Source organism: Oceanimonas marisflavi (assembly GCF_003049725.1).
GTDB classification, from domain to species: domain Bacteria; phylum Pseudomonadota; class Gammaproteobacteria; order Enterobacterales; family Aeromonadaceae; genus Oceanimonas; species Oceanimonas marisflavi.
In genome coordinates, this window is record NZ_QAGM01000002.1 from 151753 (window position 1) to 177819 (window position 26067).

23 protein-coding genes are annotated in these 26067 nt (G+C 61.5%); 6 read left to right on the plus strand and 17 right to left on the minus strand.

The features are described 5' to 3' along the window. Window positions 1-23: 23 nt before the first annotated feature. From DA373_RS02320 to DA373_RS02350, 7 genes are all read right to left on the minus strand, one after another. A complete protein-coding gene (locus tag DA373_RS02320) occupies window positions 24-785 on the minus strand; it encodes an SDR family oxidoreductase (RefSeq protein WP_107850742.1) in 762 nt (253 codons plus the stop codon). Continuing rightward, window positions 786-1685, minus strand: coding sequence for a 3-hydroxyisobutyrate dehydrogenase (gene mmsB, locus DA373_RS02325; protein ID WP_107850743.1), 900 nt, complete (start codon window positions 1683-1685; stop codon window positions 786-788). A 10-nt stretch (window positions 1686-1695) separates the two neighbouring features. Beyond that, on the minus strand, window positions 1696-2808 hold the full coding sequence (locus tag DA373_RS02330) for an enoyl-CoA hydratase/isomerase family protein (RefSeq protein ID WP_107850744.1): 1113 nt from the start codon (window positions 2806-2808) through the stop codon (window positions 1696-1698). Window positions 2809-2816: 8 nt separating this feature from the next. After that, window positions 2817-3584, minus strand: coding sequence for an enoyl-CoA hydratase (locus DA373_RS02335; protein WP_269801404.1), 768 nt, complete (start codon window positions 3582-3584; stop codon window positions 2817-2819). Between the two features lie 337 nt (window positions 3585-3921). Then, the gene (locus DA373_RS02340) at window positions 3922-5073 is read right to left on the minus strand and encodes an acyl-CoA dehydrogenase family protein (RefSeq protein ID WP_107850746.1); all 1152 of its coding nucleotides are present in this window, start codon (window positions 5071-5073) and stop codon (window positions 3922-3924) included. A 524-nt stretch (window positions 5074-5597) separates the two neighbouring features. Next, window positions 5598-7091 carry a CoA-acylating methylmalonate-semialdehyde dehydrogenase gene (locus tag DA373_RS02345; RefSeq protein ID WP_107850747.1) on the minus strand — a complete coding sequence of 498 codons (1494 nt, stop codon included), beginning with the start codon at window positions 7089-7091 and terminating at the stop codon, window positions 5598-5600. A 9-nt stretch (window positions 7092-7100) separates the two neighbouring features. Further along, window positions 7101-8288, minus strand: a complete 1188-nt coding sequence (locus tag DA373_RS02350; protein ID WP_107850748.1) for an acetyl-CoA C-acyltransferase — start codon at window positions 8286-8288, stop codon at window positions 7101-7103. A gap of 109 nt (window positions 8289-8397) precedes the next feature. Between DA373_RS02350 and DA373_RS02355 the strand changes: the two genes are divergently transcribed. From DA373_RS02355 to DA373_RS02375, 5 genes are read left to right on the plus strand one after another with little or no spacing between them, the layout of a single operon-like run. Beyond that, a complete protein-coding gene (locus DA373_RS02355; protein ID WP_107850749.1) occupies window positions 8398-9561 on the plus strand; it encodes an isovaleryl-CoA dehydrogenase in 1164 nt (387 codons plus the stop codon). Window positions 9562-9570: 9 nt separating this feature from the next. After that, window positions 9571-11175, plus strand: a complete 1605-nt coding sequence (locus DA373_RS02360) for a carboxyl transferase domain-containing protein (protein WP_107850750.1) — start codon at window positions 9571-9573, stop codon at window positions 11173-11175. A gap of 8 nt (window positions 11176-11183) precedes the next feature. Next, entirely contained in the window at window positions 11184-11975 is a 792-nt protein-coding gene (locus DA373_RS02365) for an enoyl-CoA hydratase-related protein (RefSeq protein WP_107850751.1), read from the plus strand. Further along, a complete protein-coding gene (locus DA373_RS02370; protein ID WP_107850752.1) occupies window positions 11969-13936 on the plus strand; it encodes an acetyl/propionyl/methylcrotonyl-CoA carboxylase subunit alpha in 1968 nt (655 codons plus the stop codon). Before DA373_RS02365 ends, DA373_RS02370 begins: the two co-directional genes overlap by 7 nt. Beyond that, the gene (locus DA373_RS02375) at window positions 13929-14831 is read left to right on the plus strand and encodes a hydroxymethylglutaryl-CoA lyase (RefSeq protein ID WP_107850753.1); all 903 of its coding nucleotides are present in this window, start codon (window positions 13929-13931) and stop codon (window positions 14829-14831) included. Before DA373_RS02370 ends, DA373_RS02375 begins: the two co-directional genes overlap by 8 nt. Before the next feature lie 429 nt (window positions 14832-15260). Here DA373_RS02375 and mdh read toward each other — a convergent pair whose 3' ends face one another. From mdh to DA373_RS02400, 5 genes are all read right to left on the minus strand, one after another. Next, window positions 15261-16199, minus strand: a complete 939-nt coding sequence (gene mdh, locus DA373_RS02380) for a malate dehydrogenase (protein ID WP_107850754.1) — start codon at window positions 16197-16199, stop codon at window positions 15261-15263. Between the two features lie 126 nt (window positions 16200-16325). Further along, window positions 16326-17003, minus strand: coding sequence for an arginine ABC transporter permease ArtM (gene artM, locus DA373_RS02385; RefSeq protein ID WP_107850755.1), 678 nt, complete (start codon window positions 17001-17003; stop codon window positions 16326-16328). After that, entirely contained in the window at window positions 16996-17643 is a 648-nt protein-coding gene (artQ, locus tag DA373_RS02390; RefSeq protein WP_107850756.1) for an arginine ABC transporter permease ArtQ, read from the minus strand. Before artQ ends, artM begins: the two co-directional genes overlap by 8 nt. Next, window positions 17643-18383 (minus strand): transporter substrate-binding domain-containing protein, encoded by a 741-nt coding sequence (locus tag DA373_RS02395; protein WP_107850757.1) that lies wholly within the window; start codon window positions 18381-18383, stop codon window positions 17643-17645. The genes artQ and DA373_RS02395 overlap by 1 nt, the downstream gene beginning before the upstream one ends. 15 nt (window positions 18384-18398) lie before the next feature. Continuing rightward, on the minus strand, window positions 18399-19136 hold the full coding sequence (locus DA373_RS02400) for an ATP-binding cassette domain-containing protein (RefSeq protein ID WP_107850758.1): 738 nt from the start codon (window positions 19134-19136) through the stop codon (window positions 18399-18401). Between the two features lie 133 nt (window positions 19137-19269). Between DA373_RS02400 and argR the strand changes: the two genes are divergently transcribed. Beyond that, window positions 19270-19770, plus strand: a complete 501-nt coding sequence (argR, locus tag DA373_RS02405; RefSeq protein WP_408635739.1) for a transcriptional regulator ArgR — start codon at window positions 19270-19272, stop codon at window positions 19768-19770. Window positions 19771-19874: 104 nt separating this feature from the next. Here argR and DA373_RS02410 read toward each other — a convergent pair whose 3' ends face one another. The 5 genes from DA373_RS02410 to DA373_RS02430 all read right to left on the minus strand — a co-directional run bounded on the left by DA373_RS02410 (window position 19875) and on the right by DA373_RS02430 (window position 26067). After that, on the minus strand, window positions 19875-20777 hold the full coding sequence (locus DA373_RS02410) for a Dyp-type peroxidase (RefSeq protein WP_107850759.1): 903 nt from the start codon (window positions 20775-20777) through the stop codon (window positions 19875-19877). Window positions 20778-20849: 72 nt separating this feature from the next. After that, window positions 20850-21914, minus strand: a complete 1065-nt coding sequence (locus DA373_RS02415) for an ABC transporter ATP-binding protein (RefSeq protein WP_107850760.1) — start codon at window positions 21912-21914, stop codon at window positions 20850-20852. Next, window positions 21914-23536 (minus strand): ABC transporter permease, encoded by a 1623-nt coding sequence (locus tag DA373_RS02420; RefSeq protein WP_107850761.1) that lies wholly within the window; start codon window positions 23534-23536, stop codon window positions 21914-21916. Before DA373_RS02420 ends, DA373_RS02415 begins: the two co-directional genes overlap by 1 nt. 36 nt (window positions 23537-23572) lie before the next feature. Beyond that, the gene (locus tag DA373_RS02425; protein ID WP_107850762.1) at window positions 23573-24586 is read right to left on the minus strand and encodes a Fe(3+) ABC transporter substrate-binding protein; all 1014 of its coding nucleotides are present in this window, start codon (window positions 24584-24586) and stop codon (window positions 23573-23575) included. 254 nt (window positions 24587-24840) lie between these two features. Beyond that, window positions 24841-26067 carry an ammonium transporter gene (locus DA373_RS02430; RefSeq protein WP_107850763.1) on the minus strand — a complete coding sequence of 409 codons (1227 nt, stop codon included), beginning with the start codon at window positions 26065-26067 and terminating at the stop codon, window positions 24841-24843.

The window sequence follows — 26067 nt, forward strand, 5'->3', positions numbered from 1 at the left end:
GACACAGCTCACAAAACTCTCGGTTACAGACGAAGGCCGCCGTCCATTTCCAGTATGCGGCCATTGAAATAGTCGTTTTCAATAATGTATTGCAGGCTATGTATCAGTTCGTTCACCTCCGCCAGCCGGCCCAGGGGAATGCGCTGGGTAATACGCGTCATGGCCTCGGGTTTCATTTGCGCGGTCATTTCGGTGGCAATCACACCGGGCGCTATGCCCGCCACCCGAATGCCGTAACGGGCCAGCTCACCGGCCCAGCACACCACCAGCGCCGCCACGCCGGCCTTGCTGGCGGCATAGTTGCTCTGTCCGGGATTGCCGGCCCGGGCCACCGAGGAGATATTCACAATCAGCCCTCCCTGGCCATGTTCGGCCATAATGGCCGCCGCTTCACGGCCACAGAGAAAGCTGCCGGTGAGGTTAACGTCAATCACTCGCTGCCAGTCTGTCAGGCTCAGTTTGCGGCTGACCTTGCCGTCTTCCAGTTTGACCAGCAGGGCGTCGCACAACAGGCCGGCGTTATTGACCAGTACGTCCAGACCACCCAGTTCGCGCACAATATGACCAAAACAGTCGGTGACCTGGGCTTCGTCGGAGACATCACAAAGGTGCACCGCCACCCGGGCGCCGGAGGCCGCCACCATTTCGCCGCTTTTGGCCAGATCCTGCTCATTGGTGTCGAGCAGGGCCAGCGCCGCCCCCTGCCGGGCCAGATGATGAGCCATGGCCCGGCCCAGGCCGCGACCGGCGCCGGTGATCACCACTACCTTGTTCCTGATGTCCATTCACTCGTCTCCTTCGGGTTTGCGATAGAGCCGAAACAGGCTGGAAAAATCGAGGCCGCCATGGCCCGCCACCTGATGCAGGCTGAACAGGGCCCGGGCGGCCGAGCCCATGGGTACCGGCGAGCCGCTGATCTGGCTCAGGGTCATGGCCAGATTGAGATCCTTGCACATCAGGTTGACCTGAAAACCGCCCTGATACTCACGGCTGGCAGGCACGTTCGCCATTACCCCGGGCACCGGATTGTAGTGCTCCATCACCCAGTTGTTGCCCGAACTCTGGTGAATGATCTCCGACAGCACCGCCGCATCCAGACCGTGATTCAAACCCAGGTTGAGGGCCTCGCAGCTGGCTGCCATCTGCGCCGCCAGCACCAGATTATTGCAGGCCTTGGCTACCTGACCGGCGCCGTGAGGGCCGGCATGGAGCACCTTTTTGCCCATGTGTGCCAGCACGGGAGCGGCCCGGGCGAACTGATCCTCGCTGCCCCCCACGATAAAGGTCAGGGTGCCGGCCTCGGCCCCGGCCACGCCGCCGGACACGGGCGCATCCACAAAGTCCAGACCATGCCCGGTGGCCCGGGTGGCCATGGTTTGTGCTATGTCTGCTTCTATGGTGGAACAGTCGATCACCAAGGTACCCGGCGCCAGGTGGCCAAAAAGACCGTCATCGCCACCGTAGAGTCCCGCTACCTGAGCCCCGCTTTGCAGCATGGAGATCACCACGGCTGCGTGTTTGACCGCGGCCACCGCCGTGGTCTCGGGAATGGCGCCCAGGGCCGCGGCCCGGCTGACCGCCTCGGGCTGCAGATCAAAGGCCTGCACGCGGTGCCCGGCCTTCACCAGATTGGCGGTCATGGGCGTGCCCATGTTGCCCAGGCCGATAAATGCGATGGTTGCCATAGAGTGTCTCCTATTTAAGGTCCGCGAGCGGGCTCAGGCCCCAGGGGGATGTGAACAGGGTATCGAGCAAGGCCGGATCCACTTCGTTCAGGCTGACAAAGGTCCAGTCGGGGGCGTTGTCCTTGTCAATCAGCCGGGCGCGTACGCCCTCGGCAAATTCCCGAAAACGGCAAAGCTGCACCGACAGATCCAGCTCGGCCTGAAACACCTGCGCCAGCGACCGATGCCGGCAGCGGGCCAGTTGCCGGTGGATCACCGCCATGGCCAGGGGGCTGCCTGCCGCCAGGGTTTGCTGAGCGCGCGTAAACCAGGCGTCGTGCATGTCTGCCTCAAGTATGGCCGAGACCTTGTCGGCCAGGCTGTCCTTGTCCATCAGCCGGCGGATCAAATCCTGATGCCGGCGCAGGGGCGAATCGAGCCCGACAAGTTGAGTGGCCGATTCGGCTTCCAGCTCTCTGAGCACCTCTGCAAGGCCGCCGCTGTCCTGCCGCAGGCGAGGCCAGAGTTCACTCAGCTTGTCTTTGGCCACAAAACGGTTGGCCAGCCCCAGCCAGAGGCTGTCGGCGGCGTTCAGGGAGCAGCCGGTGAGGGCAATAAATTCCCCCAGCCCCGGTGGCAACCGGTTAAGGAACCAGCTGCCGCCCACGTCCGGATAGAGCGCGATGGTGACCTCGGGCATGGCCAGCCGGCTGTGTTCACTCACCACGCGCTGGCCGGCCGCCGTAAACAGCCCCATGCCGCCACCCATCACAATGCCGGCTCCCACACAGAGCACCGGCTTGCCAAGGGTATGCAACAAAAAGTCGAGCCGGTATTCCCGTTCAAAGAAGCGCGCCGCCGGGGCCGGCACCGGACCAAACTCACGGTCAGCGCAACCGGCCCGGGCGTCGGTAATGGCGTTATTCAGCCCCACTACGTCACCGCCGGCACAAAAGGCTCTGTCACCGGCACCTTCCAGCACCACCGCCACCAGGCTGTCGTCCTGCTGCCAGTCCTGCAGGGTCGCCAGCATGGTTTCAATCATATCCAGTGTCAGGGCATTGAGCTGAGCTTCCCGATCCAGCACCAGCCGGCCGATATAACAGCCATCGGCGGTGGGCAACTTGTCTGTGATGATACTCATGCCACCTCCTAACGGTTACGCCATGTGGGCTCGCGCTTTTCCAGAAAGGCATTGACGCCTTCTCGCTGATCTTCGGTGTCGAACAGCGCCATAAAGGCGTCCCGCTCCCGCACTCTGCCCTCGTTCAGCGGCCGCTGCCGGGCCGACTGAATCAATGTCTTGCAGGCGGCCACCGAGCCCGGACTTTGCCGCCCGGCACTTTCGGCCAGCGCCATCGCCCGGGCCAGCAGCTCACTCTTGGGCATCACTTCTTCCACCAGACCAATATGCAATGCCTGCCCGGCGTTCAGCCGCTCGCCGCATAAAATCAGCCGCTTGGCCCAGGCTTCTCCCACCAGATGGGGCAACAGCTGGGTGCCGCCGGCACAGGGCAACAGCCCCACCCTGGCTTCGGGCAGGCCCATTACCGCCCGCTCGGCGGCAATACGCAGATCACAGGCCAGGGCCGCTTCCAGCCCGCCCCCCATGGCATAGCCGTTAATGGCCGCCACCGACAGCCCGCGAAATGTGCTCAGTGCCTCAAAGGCCCGGCCAAAGGCTCGGGCCATGGCGTGGGCCTGGCCCTTGTCGCCATCGGCAAACAGACTGAGCTCGGCCCCGGCACAGAAAAACTTCTCGCCCTCACCGGTAAGCACCAGACTGCGAATATCGTCGTCACCATTCAGCTCCTCCACCAACGTCGCCAGCCGGTTCAGGCTGTCCACCGTCCAGGTGTTCGCCGGCGGGTTATTCATGGTCAACAGCGCCACTCGCCCTTGTTTTTGATAATCAATCACGGCTCCCCCCTTCTCTGTCTGCCGCCGACTCCAGGTCTGCCTACGCTCTGCAAACAACACCGGAGCAAGACGAAGCAGCAGCAGGGATTGCCGGAGCCGACCGTCAAATGCCATGGCCGAAAAGTTGCTCCTGCATTTTCGGCATTCCCGCCATCCATGGCGGTCAGATGCATTTGCCGAGCGTACATGGGGCGAGCTTGCTCGCCGTGACGAAGCGATGAAGCCTGACCGAACATCCTGCGAATGTTCGCAGCAGGCTTCATCGGTGAGTGGCCAATATCGCAGCGTGTCGGCGCAGGTAACCCTGCTGTTGCTTCGCACTGCGAGGCTTCTGGCCTCACAGTTCACCACCTTCCGCCAGCAACCGGCGGGCGATCAGCAGTTTCATGATTTCGTTGGTGCCTTCCAGAATGCGGTGCACCCGGGTATCGCGCACATGACGCTCCAGCGGATACTCCCGAATGTAGCCATAGCCGCCATAGAGCTGCAGCGCCTGATCGCAGACTCTAAAACCCACGTCGGTGGCAAAACGTTTGGCCATGGCGCAATAGGTGGTGGCGTCGGCATGCCCGGCATCCAGCCGGCTGGCGGCCAGCCGCACCAGCTGGCGGGCCGCCACCAGCTCGGTGGCCATGTCGGCCAGGGTGAACTGCAGCGCCTGAAACTCGGCAAGCTTGCGGCCAAACTGACTGCGCTCCTGCAGGTAATTGCACGCCAGGTTCAGCGCCTGTTGCGCCGTGCCCAGGGAACAGCTGGCGATATTGATGCGGCCGCCGTCCAGCCCCTTCATGGCCAGTTTAAAGCCCTCGCCTTCCTGCCCCAGCATCTGGTGGGCGGACACCCGCACGCCGTCAAAGGTCACGCTGCGGGTGGGCTGACTGTGCCAGCCCATCTTGTCTTCCGGCCGGCCGACTTCAATGCCGGGGCTGTCGGCATCAAGGGCAAAGGCGGAAATGCCGCCGGGACCCTCACCGCCGGTGCGGGCCATCACCACCAGCACCTGAGTGCTGCCCGCTCCCGAGATAAACATCTTGCTGCCGGTCAGTTCATAGTGGTCGCCCACTTTCTTCGCCTGAGTTTTAAGGGATGCGGCATCGGAGCCGGCATTGGGCTCAGTAAGGCAATAGGAGCCCAGCAAACGGCCACTGATCATGCCTTCCCGCCATTTCTCCCAGACCGCTTTTTCTGCGGTGCTGGCAATCATCCAGGTCACCATATTGTGAATGGTGAGAAAGGCGGTGGTGGAGGTGCAGCCCATGGCCAGCCGTTCAAAGATCAGACTGGCATCGAGCCGGGACAGCCCCAGACCACCGGCGGCCTCGGGGGTATACAGGGCGCACAGGCCCAGTTCGCCGGCCTGCTGCAGGGTCTCCACCGGAAAGTGATGGTCTCTGTCCCACTGGGCCGCATGGGGCGCCAGCGCCTTGTCGGCAAACTCCCCCGCCAGCGCCACAAAGGCCCGCTGATCCTCATTCAGTTCAAAATCCATGAGCCCTCCCCGCTAAAGCTGGAAGCTAAAATCCTGCCAACACCTGTCTGACAGGCCATAAAAAGCGACGCATCAGCAGGGTTACCTCCGCCGACACGCTGCGAGTACATCCATGTAGCGCTCGGCACATGCCGTCCATGGCATGTGACGGTCGGCTCCGGTAATCCCTGCTGCTGCTTCGCGCCACATTGGAGTTGCCTGATAACGGTTTGCCGGCTACTCGGTGTCAAAACAGGAGGGCAAGGGGTGTCTGCTTCGCCGCACCCTCTGCGCCAGGGCCGAAAATTGCTCCTGCATTTTCGGCATTCCCGCCATCCCTGGCGGTCAGATGCGCAGCGGAGCCTCCATGGGGCGAGCTTGCTCGCCAAAACGAGCCATTTCAGCTCGACCGAATATCCGGTGAATATTCGCAGCGGGCTGAAATGGCGAGTGGCCTGCTCCACGGCGTGTCGGCGAAGTAGTACGCCTTGCCCGACGATGTGGCACGTCCCAGCAGACACCTTTCTAAACTCCAGCTCTGGTGTTCATTTCAGGTGAATCGACAGGTTGGGGCCAGCCACGACATCGTCGTCGAACCAGCGGGCGGTGACGGTTTTGGTTTCGGTGTAAAAGCGCACCGCCTGTTTGCCGTAGGCGTGCAGATCGCCGTAAAAGGAGCCGCGCCAGCCGGTAAAGGAAAAAAATGGCAGTGGTACCGGTATGGGTACATTGATGCCCACCTGCCCCACCTGTATGTCCATCTGGTATTTGCGCGCCGCCGCCCCCGAGGCGGTAAAAATGGAGGTGCCGTTGCCATAGGGGTTGGCGTTGACCAGCGAAATGGCTTCATCCAGGGTGTCCGCGGTCATCAGCAGCAACACGGGGCCGAATATCTCTTCGGTGTAAATGCGCATGTCAGGAGTGACGCCGGCAAACAGAGTGGGCCCCACCCAGTTGCCGTCCGGGTGGCCACTTACCGTGCACTGGCTGCCATCCAGCAAGCAGTCGGCCCCTTCCTGCTTGCCGGCTTCAATCAGCCCCAGCACCCGGGTTTTGGCGGCCTGACTGATGAGCGGCCCGTACCCCGCCTGCGGGTCATCCCAGGCACCGGGGTGCACCTTCGCCAGCGCTTCCTTGATTTCAGGGATCCACTCCTGGGCCTCGCCCACCAGCACCCCTACGGAAATGGCCATGCAGCGCTGACCGGCAGCGCCCACCGAAGAACCTACCAGATTGTTGATGGCCTGCTGCTTGTTGGCATCGGGCATCACCACCATGTGGTTCTTGGCGCCGGCAAACACCTGCGCCCGCTTTAACCGGTCGGTGGCGGTGCGGTACACATGCCGCCCCACCGTCACCGAGCCCACAAAGGAGACGGCGGCAATATCATCGTGAGTCAGCAGCCGGTCCACCACTTCGGCACCGCCGTGCACAATATTGAGCAGGCCATCGGGTGCCCCCGCTTCCCGAAACAGCTTGGCCAGCTCCATGGGCACCAGCGGATCCTGCTCGGAAGGCTTGAGCACAAAGGTATTGCCGCAGGCGATGGCCAGCGGGAACATCCACAGCGGGATCATGGCCGGAAAGTTAAAGGGAGTGATGCCCAGGCACACACCCAGCGGCTGGCTGAAACTGTAGCAGTCTACGCCGGCGGCCACATCGGCCTGGGTTTCACCCAGAGTCAGTGACGCCACGTTGGCAGCCTGCTCCACCACCTCTATGCCCCGCCAGACATCCCCTCTGGCATCTTCCAGGGTTTTGCCGGTATCCCGGCTGAGCAGTTGCGCCAGCTCATCATGCCGCTCCTTGAGCAGGGTCTGGTAGCGCAGCATCAGCCGGGCTCGCTCCGGCACCGGCACATGCCGCCACTGTTCAAAGGCGGTCTTTGCCGCTGCCACCGCCGCATTGACTTCCTCACCGGTGGTACAGGGCAGACGCGCAATCACCTTCTGGGTGGCCGGATTGGTCACCTCCAGCCAGGTTTGAGTCTGACTCTGCACCATGCTGCCGTTGATCAGCAGCGGAACCTGATAGGCCATGGATTCACCTCATTCACACAGTTCAATCGCCAGCGCCGTGGCCTCGCCACCGCCAATGCACAGAGCCGCCACCCCGCGCCTGAGCCCGCGCCGGCGCAGGGCATGAAGCAGGGTCACCACAATGCGCGCGCCACTGGCACCGATGGGATGCCCGAGGGCACAGGCACCGCCGTTCACATTCACCTTGTCCGGGTCGAGCCCCAGCTCTTGAATGGCCAGCAGGGTCATCACCGCAAAGGCTTCGTTGATTTCAAACAGATCCACATCATTCGCGCACCATTCCAGTTGCGTCAGCAGCTTTCGAATGGCACCGATGGGCGCCAGGGTAAACTCGGCAGGCGCTTGCGCATGGGTGGCATGCCCAAGAATGCGCGCCAGGGGTTTGAGGCTCAGCGCTTTTGCCTTGCTTTCGGTGGTCAGCACCAGGGCGGCGGCGCCGTCGGAAATGGAGCTGGAATTGGCGGCGGTCACAGTGCCGTCTTTGGTAAAAGCGGGTTTAAGGGTGGGTATTTTTTTCAGGTCTGCCCTGCCGGGCTGCTCGTCGGTGTCGATCTCGGTGTCGCCCCCACGGCTGCTTACCGTGACCGGGGCAATTTCCTCGTGAAAGTCCCCTTCATCAATGGCCCGCTGGGCCCGTCGCAGCGAGGTAATGGCAAAGTCATCCATTTGCTGGCGGGTAACACCAAAGCCATCGGCGGTGCGCTGGGCAAAGCACCCCATCAGGCCGCCTTCATAGGCGTCTTCCAGGCCATCGAGAAACATGTGATCCAGCAGCTGGCCGTGACCCAGTCGCAATCCGGCTCTGGCTCTGGGTACCAGATAAGGGGCCTGGCTCATGCTTTCCATGCCGCCGGCCACCATCAGCGAGGCCGAGCCCGCCAGCAGTTGATCATAAGCCAGCATCAGCGCCTTCATGCCCGAGCCGCACATCTTGTTGACCGTGGTGCAGGGTACCGACACCGGCAGACCCGCCCTCAGCGCCGCCTGCCGGGCCGGAGCCTGGCCCTGACCGGCAGGCAGCACGCAGCCCATAATCACTTCATCCACTTGCTCGCTGCTCACGCCGCTGCGCGCCAGTGCCGCCTTAATGGCCACCGCGCCCAGCCGGTGGGCGGGCTCCTGACCAAGAGCCCCCATCAGCCCGCCCATGGGGGTACGGGCGGCGGCAACCATCACAATCTGATTTCCTGTGCTCATGCTGGCCTCGTCACTGAAAATGCTTGTGTCCGTTAAAGCTTAGTGGCTTCCACTGACTATAGTTAATGCATTCAAACGAACCCGGTTTACCGGCTTCACAGGAGATCACATGGCCCCTTACCCCACCCTCAATCTTGATCTCGGCGACATTCATACCCTGCTGCGCGAACAGGTGGCCGCCTTTGCGCAAAAGGAAATCGCCCCCCTGGCCGAGGCCATCGACCGGGACAACCGCTTTCCCGCCGAGCTCTGGCCAAAGCTGGGGAGCATGGGGCTGTTTGGCATTACCGTGTCAGAGGAAATGGGCGGCGTGAACATGGGCTATCTGGCTCATGTGCTGGCCATGGAGGAGATCAGCCGGGCCTCGGCCTCGGTGGGGCTGTCTTACGGGGCTCACTCCAATCTGTGCGTGAACCAGATCCACCGTCACGGCAGTGAGGAGCAGCAACGCCGCTATCTGCCTGCGCTGCTTAGCGGCGAACAGATAGGCGCGCTGGCCATGTCCGAGCCCGGGGCCGGCTCCGATGTGGTGGCCATGAAACTCAGCGCAAAAAAAGACGGTGATCACTTTGTGCTGAACGGCAACAAGATGTGGATCACCAACGGCCCCGATGCTCAGGTATTCGTGGTCTATGCCAAGACCAATCCCCAGGCGAGAGCAAAAGGCATCAGTGCCTTTATTGTGGAAGCCGGCACCCCCGGCTTCTCTACGGCACAGAAGCTCGACAAGCTCGGTATGCGCGGCTCCAACACCTGCGAGCTGGTGTTTCAGGACTGCCGGGTGCCCGCCGCCAACCTGCTGGGACCGCTGAACGACGGCGTAAAGGTGCTGATGAGCGGCCTGGACACCGAGCGGCTGGTGCTGGCCGGCGGGCCGCTGGGCATTATGGCGGCGGCCATGGATCTGGTGGTGCCCTATGTGCGCGAGCGCAAGCAGTTTGGCCAGGCTATTGGCGAGTTTCAGCTGGTGCAGGGCAAGCTGGCCGACATGTATACCCGCATGAATGCCGCCCGCTGTTACACCTACATGACCGCCATGGCGGCAGACAGAGGCAGGCTCAGCCGCCAGGACGCCGCCGGCGTCATTCTGCTCGCCGCCGAAACCGCCACCCAGGTGGCTCTCGACGCCATTCAGCTGCTGGGCGGCAACGGCTATATCAATGAGTATCCCGCCGGCCGCCTGCTGCGGGACGCCAAGCTCTATGAAATCGGGGCCGGCACCTCGGAGATTCGGCGCATGCTGATCGGCCGGGAGCTGGTGCGTGAATCTTAAGGAGCCGTTATGACCCAGTTTGTCAGCCGGGTACAGCCGGCGTCACCGGAGTTTATCGCCAACCATCGCGCCATGGCCGCCGAGGTGGCGGCGTTGCGCGAGCAGGTGGCCGCCATCGCCGAAGGCGGCGGGGCCGAAAACACGAAGCGCCATCGAGCCAGAGGCAAACTGCTGGCCCGGGAGCGCATTGCCGCCCTGCTCGATGACGGCTCGCCCTTTCTTGAGCTGTCACAACTGGCGGCGCTGAACGTCTACGACGAGCCGGTGCCGGCGGCGGGCATCATCACCGGCATTGGCCGGGTGCAGGGGGTGGAGTGCATGATTGTGGCCAACGACGCCACGGTCAAGGGCGGCACCTATTACCCGCTCACGGTGAAAAAACACCTGCGGGCACAGGCCATTGCCGAGCGCTGCCGGCTGCCCTGCATTTATCTGGTGGACTCCGGCGGCGCGCACCTGCCCAGCCAGGATGAAGTCTTCCCGGACCGGGAGCACTTTGGCCGCATCTTCTTTAATCAGGCACGCATGTCTGCCGCCGGCATTCCCCAGCTGGCGGTGGTCATGGGGCTGTGTACCGCCGGCGGCGCCTATGTGCCGGCCATGGCGGACGAGTCCATTATGGTGCGCAACCAGGCCACCATTTTTCTGGGTGGCCCGCCTCTGGTCAAGGCCGCCACCGGCGAGGTGGTCAGCGCCGAGGAGCTGGGCGGGGCCGGCGTGCATACGCAGCAGTCCGGGGTGGCGGATCATGCCGCCGACGACGACCGCCAGGCGCTGGCGCTGGCCCGCCGGCTAGTGGACAACCTTAATATTTCCACCGTGCCACCGCCCCCCCGCGAACCTCGTCCGCCCCGTTATTCCATTGATGAGCTCTACGGCATTGTCGGCACCAGCCTGCGCAAACCCTTTGAGGTGCGGGAAGTGATCGCCCGGCTGGTGGATGATTCGGTGCTGGACGAGTTCAAGCGCGACTATGGCCCCACGCTGGTCACCGGCTTTGCCCACCTGCACGGCTACCCGGTGGGTATTATCGCCAACAACGGCATTCTGTTCAGCGAGTCGGCCCAGAAGGGTGCGCACTTTATCGAGCTGTGCTGCCAGCGACATATTCCGCTGCTGTTTTTGCAGAACATCACCGGCTTTATGGTGGGCAAAAAGTACGAGGCCGAGGGCATTGCCAAACACGGTGCCAAGCTGGTAACGGCGGTAGCCTGCGCCAGCGTACCGAAAATCACCCTTATCATCGGCGGCAGCTTTGGCGCCGGCAACTACGGCATGTGCGGCCGGGCCTATGACCCCGACTTTTTGTGGTGCTGGCCCAATGCCCGCATTTCGGTGATGGGCGGCGAGCAGGCCGCCGGGGTGCTGGCCACGGTTCGCCGGGATGCACTGGCAAAAACCGGCAAGGACTGGTCCGCCGAGGACGAGGCCGCTTTCAAGGCTCCCATTATCGAACGCTATGAGCAGCAGGGCCACCCCTGGTATGCCAGCGCCCGGCTGTGGGACGACGGCGTGATCGATCCAAAGGACAGCCGCACCGTGCTGGCCATGAGCCTGGCGCTGGCAAGTCATCGCAAACAATCCCCCACCCGCTTTGGCGTGTTTCGTATGTAGGAGGTGTCATGTCTGACCCCGTATTGCTGCAACCCTCCGGCAAGGGCGTGTGGGAGCTGGTACTGAACAACCCCGAGCGCCGCAATGTGCTGAACGAAGCCGCTATCGATGCCTTTCATGCCCGCCTGAGCGAGGCCGAAGCCGAGACAAGCCTACGCCTGCTGGTGCTGAAGGCCGAGGGCAGGCACTTTTGCGCCGGAGCGGATCTGGGCTGGATGCAGCGGGCTGCCGAATTAAGCCCGGCACAAAACCGCGCCGATGCCGCCCGGCTCGCCGAGCTGCTGTGGCGGCTGGATCGCTTTGCTCAACCCACCCTGGCACTGGTGCAGGGGGCGGCCTACGGCGGCGCGCTGGGGCTGGTGTGCGCCTGCGATATTGTGATTGCCGCCGATGACGCCCGCTTTTGCCTGAGTGAAACCCGTCTGGGGCTTATTCCCGCCACCATCTCCCCCTATGTACTGCGGGTGCTGGGGGCCCGTCAGGCCCGGCGCTATATGCTGAGTGCGGAAGTGATCGACGCTCACCGTGCCGGGGAGCTGGGGCTGGTGCATGAAGTGGCAAATTCTTCCCTTGAGCAGGCCGCCGCCCCCATTATTGAGGCACTGCTGCGGGGCGGCCCTCAAGCGCAAATCGCAGCCAAAACCCTGATTCGGGACTATGCCGGCCAACCGCTCAACCGGGCCCTGGTAACTGACAGCGCAGCGCGCCTGGCCGCCCTGCGCGTCACCGATGAAGCCCGGGAAGGGCTGGCCGCTTTTATGAAAAAGCGCACGCCGGACTGGGAGGACGATTTATGCTGACCAGACTGCTGGTGGCCAACCGGGGCGAAATTGCCTGCCGGGTGCTGCGCACCGCGCGCCGGCTGGGGCTGCACACCATTGCCGTGTATTCCGATGCCGACCGCCACGCCCTGCATGTGGAGCTGGCCGACGAGGCCTGGCGTCTGGGCCCGGCACCGGCAGTGAAAAGTTATCTTAATCAGGCGGCACTGCTGGAGATTGCCGCCGCCTGCGGGGCCGATGCCGTGCACCCGGGTTACGGCTTTCTCTCGGAAAACGCCGGTTTTGCGCAGGCCTGTGCCGACACCGGCCTGGTGTTTGTGGGGCCGCCCCCTGCCGCCATTGCCGCCATGGGCGACAAGGCCGCCGCCAAGGCGCTGATGGCGTCTGCCGGTGTACCCTTGGTGCCCGGCTATCACGGTGAGGAGCAGAGCAATGAACGACTGAAAACCGAGGCCGATGCCTGCGGTTATCCGCTGTTGCTGAAGGCGGTGGCCGGCGGCGGCGGCAAGGGCATGCGCATTGTGCATGAGCCCGGTGAGTTTAATGAGGCGCTGGCCGCTGCCCGCCGCGAGGCCAGGGCCGCCTTTGGCAACGACGCCATGCTGCTGGAACGCTATCTGCCCGACGCCCGCCATGTGGAAGTGCAGGTATTCTGCGATGCCCACCGCAACGGCCTTTACCTTTCCGAGCGGGACTGCTCGGTACAGCGTCGGCATCAGAAAATTCTGGAAGAAGCCCCCGCCCCCGGACTGAGCCCGGCCACCCGCACCGCCATGGGGGAAGCGGCGGTGCGCGCCGCTCAGGCCATCGACTATCGCGGTGCCGGCACCGTGGAGTTTCTCTATACCGACGACGGCTACTTTTACTTTATGGAGATGAATACCCGGCTGCAGGTGGAGCATCCGGTGACCGAGTTTATTACCGGGCTGGATCTGGTGGAATGGCAGTTGCGCGTGGCGGCGGGCGAGCCCCTGCCGCTCACTCAAGAAGAAGTCACCCTGAGCGGTCATGCAGTGGAAGCCCGTATCTACGCCGAGGACGCCGAGCACGGCTTTTTGCCCGCCGCCGGCACCCTGCATGTGCTGCGTGAGCCAGCCACCTCAAGCCGGGTGCGCCTCGATACCGGGGCGCGTGAAGGCGATGAGGTGGGCATTTATTACGATCCGCTGATCGCCAAGCTGATCGTGCACGATCAAACCCGTGATGCCGCCCTGGCCGGACTGGCCCGAGCACTGGCGCAGTACCGCATCGGCGGCGCCAAAACCAATATCGGCTTTTTGCATCGCCTGTGCCGTCACCCCGCCTTTGTAGCCGGCGAGCTGCACACTCAGTTTATTGAGCAGCACGAGCACAGCCTTTTTCCGGCTCCTGAATTGTCTGCCGGCGAGGTGCTGGCGCTGGGGGCGCTGGCTTATGCTCTGCGTCTGCCACAACGTGGCGCCTCTCCCTTTGCTGCCGCCACCGGCTGGCGGCTGAACCAGCCGGCGGAATACCCGTTGCGTCTGGACTATGCCGGTAACCTGCATGATGTCACCCTGACCACCGCCGAGGCCGGCTGGCGTGCACGAGTGAATGAGCAAGAGTTTGACCTGCAAGGCGAGCTGGCCGGTGAACAGCTGCGGGTAATGCTGAATGATCGCCGGATCAGCCTGCATCTGGCCGGTGACAACGACAATCTCTGGCTGTTCCATCAAGGCCAGCGCTTCGATCTGCGCAGGGTAACTGACGAGGCCGGCACCGCCCGGCATAACACGGGTGGCAGCCTCACCGCCCCCATGCCCGGGCTGGTGGGAGAACTGAACGTGGCCGAAGGCGACGAAGTTACCGAGGGCCAGACCCTGCTGGTGCTGGAAGCCATGAAAATGGAGCACCCCATTCGCGCCCCCATGGACGGCACAGTGACAGAAATCCACTTTCGCGCCGGAGAGCAGGTGAGTGAAGGCGATGAGCTGTTACGGCTGGAGGCCGATGATGGATAGCGTCAGACTGGTGGAAGTGGGCCCCCGGGACGGCCTGCAGAACGAGCCGGCACGCGTGCCTACCAATATCAAAATCGGGCTGGTGGAGCGGCTGGCGGACTGCGGCCTGACGCATATCGAGGCAGCCAGTTTTGTGTCCCCCAAATGGGTGCCGCAAATGGCCGATGGTGGTGAGGTGTTAACCGGTATTCACCGTAAAGATGGCGTGGTGTATTCGGCTCTGACCCCCAACCTGCAGGGCTTGAAAGCCGCCCTGGCCGCCGGTGCCGATGAGGTGGCGGTGTTTACCGCCGCCTCGGAAAGCTTTTGCCAAAAGAACATCAACTGTTCGGTGGCGGAAAGTCTTGAGCGCTTCACCCCGGTACTGCAGCTGGCCCGCGAACGCGGCCTGCGGGTACGGGGCTATGTCTCCACCGTGCTGGGCTGCCCCTATGAAGGGGACATCGCTCCCGCCGCCGTGGCCAAGGTCGCCGGCGCGCTGTACCGTCTGGGCTGCGATGAAATCTCCCTCGGCGACACCATAGGTACCGGCACGCCGAAAAAAGCCATCGCCATGCTGTCGGCGGTACGGCAGGAGGTGCCCCTGGTGCGGCTGGCGGCTCATTTTCACGACACCTACGGCCAGGCGCTGGCCAACCTCTATGGAGTGCTGGAGCAGGGCCTGCGTATTATCGACAGCTCGGTGGCGGGCCTGGGCGGCTGCCCCTATGCCAAAGGCGCCACCGGCAACGTGGCAACCGAAGACGTGGTCTATCTGCTGCACGGCCTGGGCCTGGAAACCGGCGTTAATCTCAACCAACTGGTGCACACCGGCCACTGGATAAGCCAACAGCTGGGCCGGGAAAACGGTTCGAAGACAGGGCGCGCCTGGAGCAACCACAGCCTTAAGCCGTAAGCTGTAAGTGGTGTCGCTTGGACTGGTGCTAAGCTGTGCTTGTATGAAAAGCGGGAGGTTGTCACTGCGTAGTTGAGGTGAGCGAAACGAATCCCAACGAAAGTGCGGCCACAGCAACACCGGAATTCGCTATGCTCATTCCAGCCTACTTCCTTCACGGCACGCTCGGCGCTGATTAAAAGCAAGCAGGCAACGCCGATGTTACCCGAAGCAACAGTGGGGATTGCCGGAGCCGACCATAAAATGCCATGGATGGCATTTCGAGCGTTACATGGATGTCTTGTAGCGTGTCAGCGGAGCGCAACCGCACTGATGCTTCGCAAGGCGCTCATTCCAGCCTACTCCCCTCTAATCCCCAGTCCCTATTCCCCCATCCCTGAACGAAAAAAGGGAGCCGAAGCTCCCTTTTTAGTGTTTGATTCGACAACCTTACTGGTTAACGAACTCCACACCTTTCTGAATGTCGCCACGCAGGGTTTCCAGCATGCCGTCCATTGCGGCCTGTTCAAAGGCGCTGATTTCGCCGTAGGGCAGGACTTTTTCCACGCCGTTTTTGCCGAGCAGTACCGGCTGGGCGAAGAAAGCAGCGTGCTCGCTGCCGCCGTCGACGTAGGTGCACTCAACCACGTTGGCTTCACCCTGCATGGCTTTCACCAGAGACAGGGCGAAACGGCAGGCAGCCTGACCCATGGACAGGGTGGCGGAGCCGCCACCGGCCTTGGCTTCAACCACTTCGGTGCCGGCGTTCTGAATGCGGTAGGTCAGCTTCTCGATTTCCTCGTCGGAGAAGGAAGCGCCTTCCACCTGGGACAGCAGCGGCAGAATGGTCACGCCGCTGTGGCCACCGATAACGGGAACCTTGACATCGGCCACGTTCAGACCCTTGGCTTCGGCCACGAAGGTCTCGGCACGGATCACGTCCAGGGTGGTGATGCCGAACAGCTTGTTCTTGTCGTATACGCCGGCCTTTTTCAGTACTTCGGCGGCGATCGGCACAGTGGTGTTCACCGGGTTGGTGATGATACCGATGCAGGCCTTGGGACAGGCGGCAGCGGCTTTTTCGATCAGGTTCTTGACGATGCCGGCGTTCACGTTGAACAGGTCGGCACGGTCCATACCCGGCTTGCGGGCCACACCGGCGGAGATCAGCACAATGTCGGCGCCGGTCAGGGCCGGAGTGGGGTCTTCGCCACCGAAACCAACCACGTTAACGGCAGTGGGGATGTGGCTCAGATCGGCAGCAACACCGGGAGTAACGGGAGCAATATCGTACAGGCTCAGTTCAGAGCCGGCAGGCAGGTTGTTCTTCAACAGCAGGGCAAGAGCCTGACCGATACCACCGGCAGCTCCGAGTACGGCAACTTTCATAACTGAACTCCGTTTATTATTGAATAGTTATACGTTTCCTGGGCCTATGCAAAATAGCGAAACCGCCGTGCAAACACAATGCCCAGGCCCATCAAATGTAATGGTTATGTGAGCCAACGCAGCTCGTTACCCCTGCTGCTGAAACGCCAGCGCACGCCGTTCCAGCAGGCGAAAGAGGCCGGTCAGCAGGCTGTTCATCAGCAGATACATGGCACCGGCCACGCCGAACACCGCCAGGGTGTCGTAGGTCTGGCCGTTGATGCGCTGGGCCAGGCCCATGATGTCCATAATGGAAATGGTGCTGGCCAGGGAGCTGCCCTTGAGCACCAGTACCACCTCGTTGGAATAGGCCGGGATCACCCGGCGCATGGCGTGACGAAGCTTCACGCTCAGGGTCTGCCACTCGCTCATGCCCAGTGCCCGGCAGGCCAGGGTTTCACCCCTGGGCACCGCATCCAGCGCGCCCTTGAACAGCCGGCAGGTATAGGCACCGGCATTCATGCCCAGCGCCAGAATGGCACAGAACAGGGGTTCACGCAGATACTCCCAGACCCAGCTTTGCTTGATCCAGTCGAACTGGGCCGGACCATAGTAAATAAGAAAGATCTGCACCAGCAGGGGCGTGCCGGTGATCAGCAGAAGATAGCCTTCCGCCAGCCAGTTCAGCACCGGCACTCGCCTGTCCAGGATCCAGGTGAGCAGCAGCGCGATCAACAACCCCAGCAGCAGGCCGGAACCGGTGATCAACAGGGTAATTTGCAGGCCTTCCAGCAGGGTCAGCGCATATTCAAGCCATTTAGTCATAACGGGTCACCCTCGCCTGCAGACGTTTCAGCCCTTGCTGGCTGACCAGGGTAATGGCCAGATAGATCAGCGCCGCCAGCGCATACCAGGTAAAGGGCTCGTAGGTACTGGCCGCCGCCGACTTGGCCTGGTGCATGAGGTCATGCACGCCGATCAGCGACACCAGCGCCGTGTCCTTCAGCAGCACCAGCCACTGATTGCTCAGCCCCGGCAGGGCATGACGCCAGGTTTGCGGCAGCACAATATGAAAAAAGGTGTACAGGGGCGGCAGCCCCAGAGCCTGGGCCGCCTGACGCTGACCGCGCGACACGGCGTTGAGCGCGCCGCGCAGGGTCTGGGCCGAATAGGCGGCAAACAGCAGCGACAGCGCGGTCACCCCGCACCAGAAGGGACTGAACTCTATGTATTCCCCGGTGAGCAGAAACAACACCTGAGTGGAGCCGAAATAAATAAAGAACACCACCAGAATTTCCGGCAGGCCCCGCAGCACTGTGGTGAGCGCAGACGCCGGCAGCCGCAACAGCCGCCAGCGACTCATTTCGGCACCGCAGAACAGCATGGCCAGCACCATGCCCACCACCAGCGAGACCAATGCCAGCCCGAGGGTCATCAGGCCGGCATTAAACAGATGCGTCATCATCAGTGGGGAAAGTACTTGCCGTAGAGACTGTCGTAGGTGCCGTTGGCCTTGAGCTCGGCCAGCCCCTGGTTCAGCTTGTTCAGCAGCTCCTGGTTGCCCTTGGTCACGGCAATGCCGAAACCGGTGCCGAAGTAGTTGTCGTCGGTCACCGCCTCGCCCACCACTTCATAGCCTTCCGACTTGGCCAGCCAGTCACCCACCACGGCGGTGTCGGCAAACACGGCTTCAATACGGCCGTTGGTCATGTCCAGCAGGGCATCCTGCACGCTCTGGTAGGGACGGGGCTTCAGACCTTCCCCTTCCAGCTTGTCCTGAATGTATTTCTGGTGGGAAGTGCCGTTCTGCACGCCCACGGTCTGGCCCTTGAGCTGGTCAATGGCGGTGAACTGGCCGGTGGGCGCCACAAATACCGCGGAGTTTTCGTAGTAGATGTCGCTGAAGTCCACCTGCTCGGCGCGCTCGGGGGTGATGTCCATGGCGGCGATGGCGGCATGATAGCGCTTGAACTTGAGGCTGGGGATCAGGCTGTCAAAGGCCTGGTTGTGAAAGCTGCATTCAAGCTCGGCCACCTCGCACAGGGCCTTGGCCAGATCGATGTCAAAGCCCTGCATTTCGTTGTTGTCGTCAACGAATTCAAAGGGAGGATAGGCGGCGTTGGTCACGAACTTTACTTCGTCTGCCACGGCGGCAGTGCTGCCGGCGGCGGCCAGCAGGGCCAGGGACAACAGGGTCTTTTTCATGGGTATGTCCTTATTTTAATGAGTCAGAAATTCCGCCAGACGTTTTGTCTGAGGGTGGTCAAGCAAGGAAGCGTCACCGTATTCCACCAGTTTGCCCTGCTCCAGATAGGCCACTCTGGTGGCCACCCGGCGGGCAAAGTTCACTTCGTGGGTCACAATCACCTGAGTAATGCCGGTTTTCCCCAGCTGGGCAATGATCTCGGCCACCTCTTTGGTGATCTCCGGATCCAGCGCCGCCGTGGGCTCGTCAAACAACAATACCTCGGGGTTCATCATCAGCGCCCGGGCAATGGCCACCCGCTGCTGCTGACCGCCGGACAAGGCCCCGGGCCAGGCATGGCGCTTGTCGGCCAGCTTGAGCTGGGTCAGCAGTTGCATCGCCTTTTGCTGCGCCTCGGCCTTGTTCATGCCCAGTACCTTGAGGGGCGCTTCCAGCAGGTTCTGCTCCACGGTCAGGTGGGGCCACAGGTGATATTGCTGAAACACCATGCCCACCTTGCTCCGCAGGGCCTGCGCCCGCTTTGACAACCGGCCGTTGTTATCGGAGGGAAAGCTGAATTGTTCCCCGGCAATGGCCAGGCTGCCGGCATCCGGAATATCCAGCAGGTTCATCAGCCTGAGCAGAGAACTTTTTCCTGCGCCGCTGGGGCCAAGTAGCACTAATGTCTCTCCGGCATCGCATTGCAGCGAAACCTGGCTTAAAATTTCCTGACCGGACCAGGACTTGCTTATGCCGCTGAATTCTATGCCCATGCGCTATGTTCACTTCATCTGTCAGAGTCTTTGGCTGATTTTATTTTGCATTATTGTTAATGCAAGCTAAATCTGCATCTTTATGCAAGATAAATGACTATTCCTTGATAAAACCCCATAACGGATAGACAATATGTCCCATTCACTCACGCTTGGTCGACTGCAAAAAATGAACGAAAAACAGGAACAGCTGGTCAAGGCGTTCAAGGCGCTGCTAAAGGAAGAGCGTTTCGGCTCTCAGGCGGAAATCGTTAATGCCCTGCAGGAACTGGGGTTCGAGAACATCAACCAGTCCAAGGTTTCGCGCATGCTGAGCAAGTTCGGCGCCGTGCGCACCCGCAATGCCAAGATGGAAATGGTCTATTGCCTGCCGGTGGAGCTGGGTGTTCCCACCTCCAGCAGCCAGCTCAAGAATCTGGTGCTGGATGTGGGTCACAACAGCGCGCTGATCGTCATTCACACCAGCCCAGGTGCGGCCCAGCTCATCGCCCGCATGCTCGACTCTCTTGGCCGTGCCGAGGGCATTCTCGGCACCATCGCCGGCGACGACACCATCTTTATCACCCCCACCAAGGAAACCCCCATCGAAGAGCTGTATCAGAGTGTACTGGAGCTGTTCGAGCAATACGTTTAAATACTCCGTGAGGGGTGAAGAGTAAGGGGTGAGGCGTCTTTCGCTTTTCCCCTCACTCCTCTCCCCTCGCTCCTTACGCTTCAGGCAGAGCGTTACACATCTCCCTAGGACAACAGCCATTCTTCTGAAGGCGCAAAAAACGCCGCACCGGTGCGGGGCTGAGTAAACAGCGTCAGGAGGTCGAAGTGCCCGTCGCCGTCCTTTTGGTACATGCTCTCCAGCATGCGGGTAAAGTGCAGCGGCGTACGGCAGCAGGAAACAAAAACCAGGCCCTGCTCGGTGGCACTGCCCCAGGGCATGCTCTGGCGCAATATCTCCATGCTGCGGCCTTCAGCGTCCTTCAGGCTGGTGCGTCTGGTGTGTGCGGTGAGCGGCTTGTCGGCCGAGGCATATTCGATGTTGTCATCTTTGGTGCGGCCGTATATGTCTTCCTGGGCCTTCAATGCCAGTTTCTGCCAGCGGGCCATGCGGTGATGATAGCGCTGTACATGCAGATGGCTGCCACCGGTAAAGGGGCCGTCGGCCACCAGCGCCACGGCCGCCCTGTCTTCGCCCTGAGGGTTTTCGGTGCCGTCCACAAAGCCGGTCATGTCACGGCTGTCGAGATAGCGAAACCCCTGGCGCTCGTCCTTGAGTTCCGCCAGACCGGCCAGCAGCGTCATCACCCGCTGCACCCCGATATAGGCCACATCGAGGCGGTCGGCGCGCAGCTGAAAGAACAAATCAAAGGGTGTTTCCGGCGCAGAACGCTCCCCTTCTCCCTGAGCCGGAAAAGCGGTCAGCTCACTCGGACGGGCCTGAGGGTAGAGTTCGTCCCAACTCTCGTTGCCAATGGCCACCAGGCCGGAAAAGGCGGCATCGGGAAAGCCTGAGGCCAGCTCCCGCCACAGCGCCGGCACGGTTTTCAGCTTGTTCCGCACCTCGGCATGACGACCGGGAAGAATATTGAAAAACAGGTAATAAGCGTGAAGGTTGGGTTCGGCGCAAATGCCGGCTTGTGCTGTCATTATTGCTCATCCATTAAAAGGGGTCGGAGTCATTTTATCTTAAAGAAAAAATGACTCCGACCCCTTTTAATGTCAGGCCACTTCCCGGCGGCGCTCGCCTTCACCGGGAAAAAAGGTCAGGGCATGGGGCGCCACGCTCACCTGCACGCCGCTCACCGCCGGCAGGGGCTCGTTGATGCTCACCTCCAGGGTCAGGCCCTGACACTCCACCAGGCAGCGGGTATGAGCACCGAGAAACTGCTGCTCCAGTACCCTGCCATTGCCCTGCTCGGCCTCGGTCAGGTGGATCTGGCGCGGGCGCAGCAACAGCCGGCCCTCGCTGCCGGGCTCGGCGTCGATGGGCACCAGGCTGGGAATGCTCCCTATGGGGGTCAGCAGGGTATGGCTGTCGTGCACCGTGGCCGGCACATAGTTGCTCTGGCCGAGAAAGTCGGCCACAAAGGGGGTTTGCGGATGCTGATACAGGGTCTGCGGCCGGCCCACCTGCTCAATGTGGCCTTCGCGGAACAGCGCCAGCTTGTCGGAGAAGGCAAAGGCTTCTTCCTTGCTGTGAGTCACAAAAATGGCGCTGATGCCCTGCTCTTTCAGCAAGGCGCGAATTTCGCCAATCAGCCGCATGCGCACCTGAGTATCGATATTGGAAAAGGGCTCATCCAGCAGCATCAGCTGAGGCTGGCAGATCAACGCCCGGGCAATGGCCACCCGTTGCTGCTGGCCACCGGAGAGCTGGTGCGGATAGCGATCGCCCAGCCCCACCAGATTGACCAGCTCCAGCACCTCAGCCACCCGCTTTTGAATAAAGGCCTTGTTACTTTCCTTGCTCTGCAGCCCAAAGGCCACGTTCTGGGCCACATTGAGGTGGGGAAACAGGGCATAATCCTGAAAAATCATGCCAATATTGCGCTCTTCCGGCACCACCGCCAGACCATGCCCATTCACCGCCTGACCGTTAATGGCAATCTCGCCCCGGGTCACCGGCAGCAGCCCGGCCACCGCTTTCAGCAGAGTAGTCTTGCCACAGCCACTGGCCCCCAGCAGACACATGATCTCGTTGCTTTGCACTTTCAGCGACAGGCCATCCAGTACCGGCTTGCCGTTGTAACTGCAACAAATGTCGTGAATAGTCAGTGCCGCCATCAGTGATGTTGCTCCAGTGAACGGTTCAGAAAAATCAGCGGTATCAGTCCCACCAGCACAATCACCACGGCGGGCAGGGCGCCCAGCTCCAGCTGCTCGTCGGACACAAACTGATACACATAGGTGGCCAGGGTCTGAAAATTAAAGGGCCTGAGCAACAGCGCCGCCGGCAGCTCTTTCATGCACTCAATAAACACCAGCAGGGCCCCGGCCAGCATGCCCTTGCGGATCAGAGGCAGGTGCACCCGCCGAATCATGGCCGCCGGGCCATAGCCCATGGTCTGGGTCACCATGTCGAGAGACGGAGACACCTTGTTCAGACTGCTTTCCACCGCACCAATGGCCATGGCGCCAAAGCGCACCAGATAGCCAAAGGCGATGGCGGTCATGGTACCGGTCAGCAGCAGCCCCGGCTCGGGCAGATTCAGCCACAAGGCCAGATCGTTAATGGCAAAGTCCATCATGGTCAGCGGCACCAGCACGCCAATGGCCAGCACGGTACCCGGCAGGGCATAGCCCATGGAAGCCAGCCGCAGGGGCAGCACGGTATGGCGCTTGCCTTTAAGGCGGTGGGTCATGCCCAGCAACAGGGCAATGGCCAGCGCCAGCACCGCCACCACCGCCGACAACAGCAGGCTGTTGAAACTGTATTCAAAGAAACGGCTGTTCCAGGCCTGGCCAAAATAACGCACCGCGTGATAGCACAAAATGACAAAGGGCAGCAAAAAGCCCAGCCCCACCAGCCCCCAGCAAAACACCAGCGCCGCCCACTTGCGGCCGCCGCTGAGCTGATAGCCGCCTTCCTGCTCGTGGCCCATGCTCTTCTGAAACACCTGCTGACGCTTGCGGCTCATGCGCTCCAGGCTGAGCAGCACCATTATCACCAGCAGCATGATGGCGGAAATCTTGGCCGCCGCCTGCAGACTGCCATAGCCCAGCCAGGTGTCGTACACCGCCGTGGTCAGGGTATTCACCGCAAAGAAATTGACGGTGCCGAACTCGGCCAGGGTTTCCATGGCCACCAAAGACAGACCCACTGCCAGCGCCGGCCGGGCCAGGGGCAGGCTGACCCGGCGAAAGCTCTGCCAGGGCGAGCAGCCCAGCAGCCGGCTGGACTGAATCAGGCTGGTGGACTGCTCCAGAAAGGCGGTTCGCCCCAGCAGATAAACGTAGGGATAAAGCACCAGCCCCAGTATCAGGGCGGCGCCCCCCAGCGTGCGAATGGGCGGAAAAAAGTAGTCGCTTGCCGACTGCCAGCCAAACAGCTCCCGCAGCACCTGTTGCACCGGACCGGAATAGTCGAGCAAATCGGTATAAACGAACGCCACTATGTAGGACGGCATGGCCAGGGGCAATATCAGCGCCCACTGCAGCCAGCGGCGGCCGGGCAGCTCGCACATGGCCATCAGCCAGGCGGCGGGCAGGCCGAACAACAGGCTGAGCGCCATCACCAGCAGCACCAGCCAGAAGGTGTTGCCTATGTAGGCCGGAAGCACAGAAGCCCACAGATGACGAAAGATGTCTTCTGCGGGCAACAGGGCTTCAACTATCAGTGCCAGAATCGGCAAGGTCAGCGCCAGGGCGATGACCCAGCTGCTGACCGTCCAACCAAATCTTTTCATGTAAAAAACCAAAACGGGGGACAAGCCCCCGTCTTTTTACAGATCGTATTTCACTTCGTCTACCAGCTTGATCGCTTCCTTGGCATGTTTTGCCACTTCGGTCAGCGGCAGAGTATCAGCCTTGAACTCACCCCAGCTTTTCACCAGCTCGGAAGGCTCCACGCCCGGCTTGACCGGATACTCGTTGTTGGCAGAGGCATACAGGTGCTGGGCTTCATCACCGGCCAGGTATTCCATCAGCTTGACGGCGGCGTCCTTGTTCTTGGCGTGCTTCGTCATGGCCACGGCAGAGATATTAACGTGAGTACCGCGATCTTCCTGGTTGGGGAAGTTGATGTAGACAGACTCGGCAGCCTCGCGCTGGTCGTCATTGGTCAGCATCACGCCATAGTAGTAGCTGTTGCCCAGGGAGTAGTCACACACACCGTCATTGATGGCCTTGATCTGATCCCGGTCGCCGCCCTGGGGCTTGCGCGCCAGGTTGTCTTTCAGGCCCTGCAGCCAGTTTTTGGTGTACTCGCTGCCGTGCTCGGCAATCATGGAGGCGGTCAGCGCCACGTTATAGGGGTGCTTGCCGCTGCGGGTGCAGAGCTTGCCCTTGTACTTGGGATCGGCCAGCTCTTCATAGGTGATGTCGTCACGCTTGCCCACCCGCTCAACCGAGCTGTAAATGGCCCGGGCGCGGGTAGTGACCGCAAACCACTTGCCATCGGCATCGCGGTACTGGGCAGGAATGTTGGCTTCCAGCACCTCGCTCTGCACGGCTTGAGTCAGATCCTTGGACACAACATCCATCAACCGGCTGACGTCCACGGTCAGCACCAGATCGGCCGGAGACAAGCGTCCTTCCCGCTCCAGACGCTCACCCATGCCATCCTTGATGAACACCAGATTCACATCGATACCGGTTTCCTTGGTAAAGGTATCGAGAATGGGCTTGATCAGAAATTCCTGGCGGTTGGAGTAGACGTTCACTTCTTCGGCAAAGGCTTGGGCTGTGAAGCTGGACGCCAGCAAAGCGGCGGCGGTCAGGACAAATTTCTTGGTCATCATCCGGTTCCATTAGGTTGATTGAGAATAATTAACGTTCAGCAGTATAGCCGGCTCAAAGAGGGAATCAACAGCCAGGGCATACTCAAATACGAAAAATTTTCATCTTCAATCAGCTTCATTGAGCCTGATCAAAAAAAGAGGAGCACCAGGCTCCTCAAAAACAAGACGCGAAGTCTCGTGACGTAAGTAAGACGTATCACTGCACTGCTCAACAGGTCCCCCGGCGTGAACACCGGGGGGACACAGCTGGCTTAACGCGGCTTAAGGGTGACAAACTCGGGATAGGCATCGATACCACAGTCGATCTGATCCATGCCCGACAGCTCTTCTTCCTCACCCACTCGAATGCCCATGGTGCGCTTGAAGCCATACCACACCAGCAGACTGACACCGAACGACCAGCCGCCAATCACTACAATGCCGGCAAGCTGAGCCAGGAAGGAGGCGTCCCCGTTGGCCACCGGCACCAGCAGCAGGCCCAGCATGCCGCACACACCGTGTACCGAGATGGCACCCACGGGATCGTCGATACGCAGTCTGTCCAGCCCCACGATGGCATAGACCACCAGCACGCCGGCCAGCAGGCCGATGCAGGCCGCCCACAAATGACCCGGCGACAGCGGATCGGCGGTGATCGCCACCAGTCCGGCCAGAGCACCGTTGAGGATCATGGTGAGATCCGCCTTGCCCCAGGTCAGCTTGGTGACCAGCAGGGCGCCGATGGCACCGGTGGCGGCGGCCGCGTTGGTGTTAACGAAGATTTTGGCCACGGCGGTCGAGTTCTCCACATCGGACACCAGCAGCTGGGAGCCGCCGTTAAAGCCGAACCAGCCCATCCACAGAATAAAGGTGCCCAGGGTCGCCAGCGGCATGTTGGATCCGGGAATGGGATGAACCTCGCCGTGCTTGCCATATTTGCCCTTGCGTGCGCCCAGCAGCAACACGCCGGACAGAGCGGCGGCGGCGCCGGCCATGTGCACAATGCCGGAGCCGGCAAAGTCGGTGAAACCCCACTCGGAGAGGAAGCCGCCACCCCAGGTCCAGTAACCTTCCACCGGATAGATAAAGCCGGTCATCACCACACTGAAGGCGAGAAACGCCCACAGTTTCATGCGCTCGGCCACGGCCCCGGAAACGATGGACATGGCGGTGGCCACAAACACCACCTGAAAGAAGAAGTCCGACTCCAGCGCGTGATCCGCACCGTCGGCCGGGCTGCCGATCAGGCTGCCCAGGCTGGGCAGCACGCCGCCTTCCGGGTTGTTCACATACATGATGGAATAGCCCACCAGCAGATACATGGTGCAGGCAATGGCGAACAGCAGAATGTTCTTGGTCAGTATTTCGGTGGTGTTCTTGGCCCGCACCAGGCCCGCTTCCAGCATGGCGAAGCCGGCAGCCATCCACATCACCAGCACGCCCGACATCAGAAAATAAAAGGTGTCGAGGGCAAATTTCACTTCGGTCAGTGCATCCAT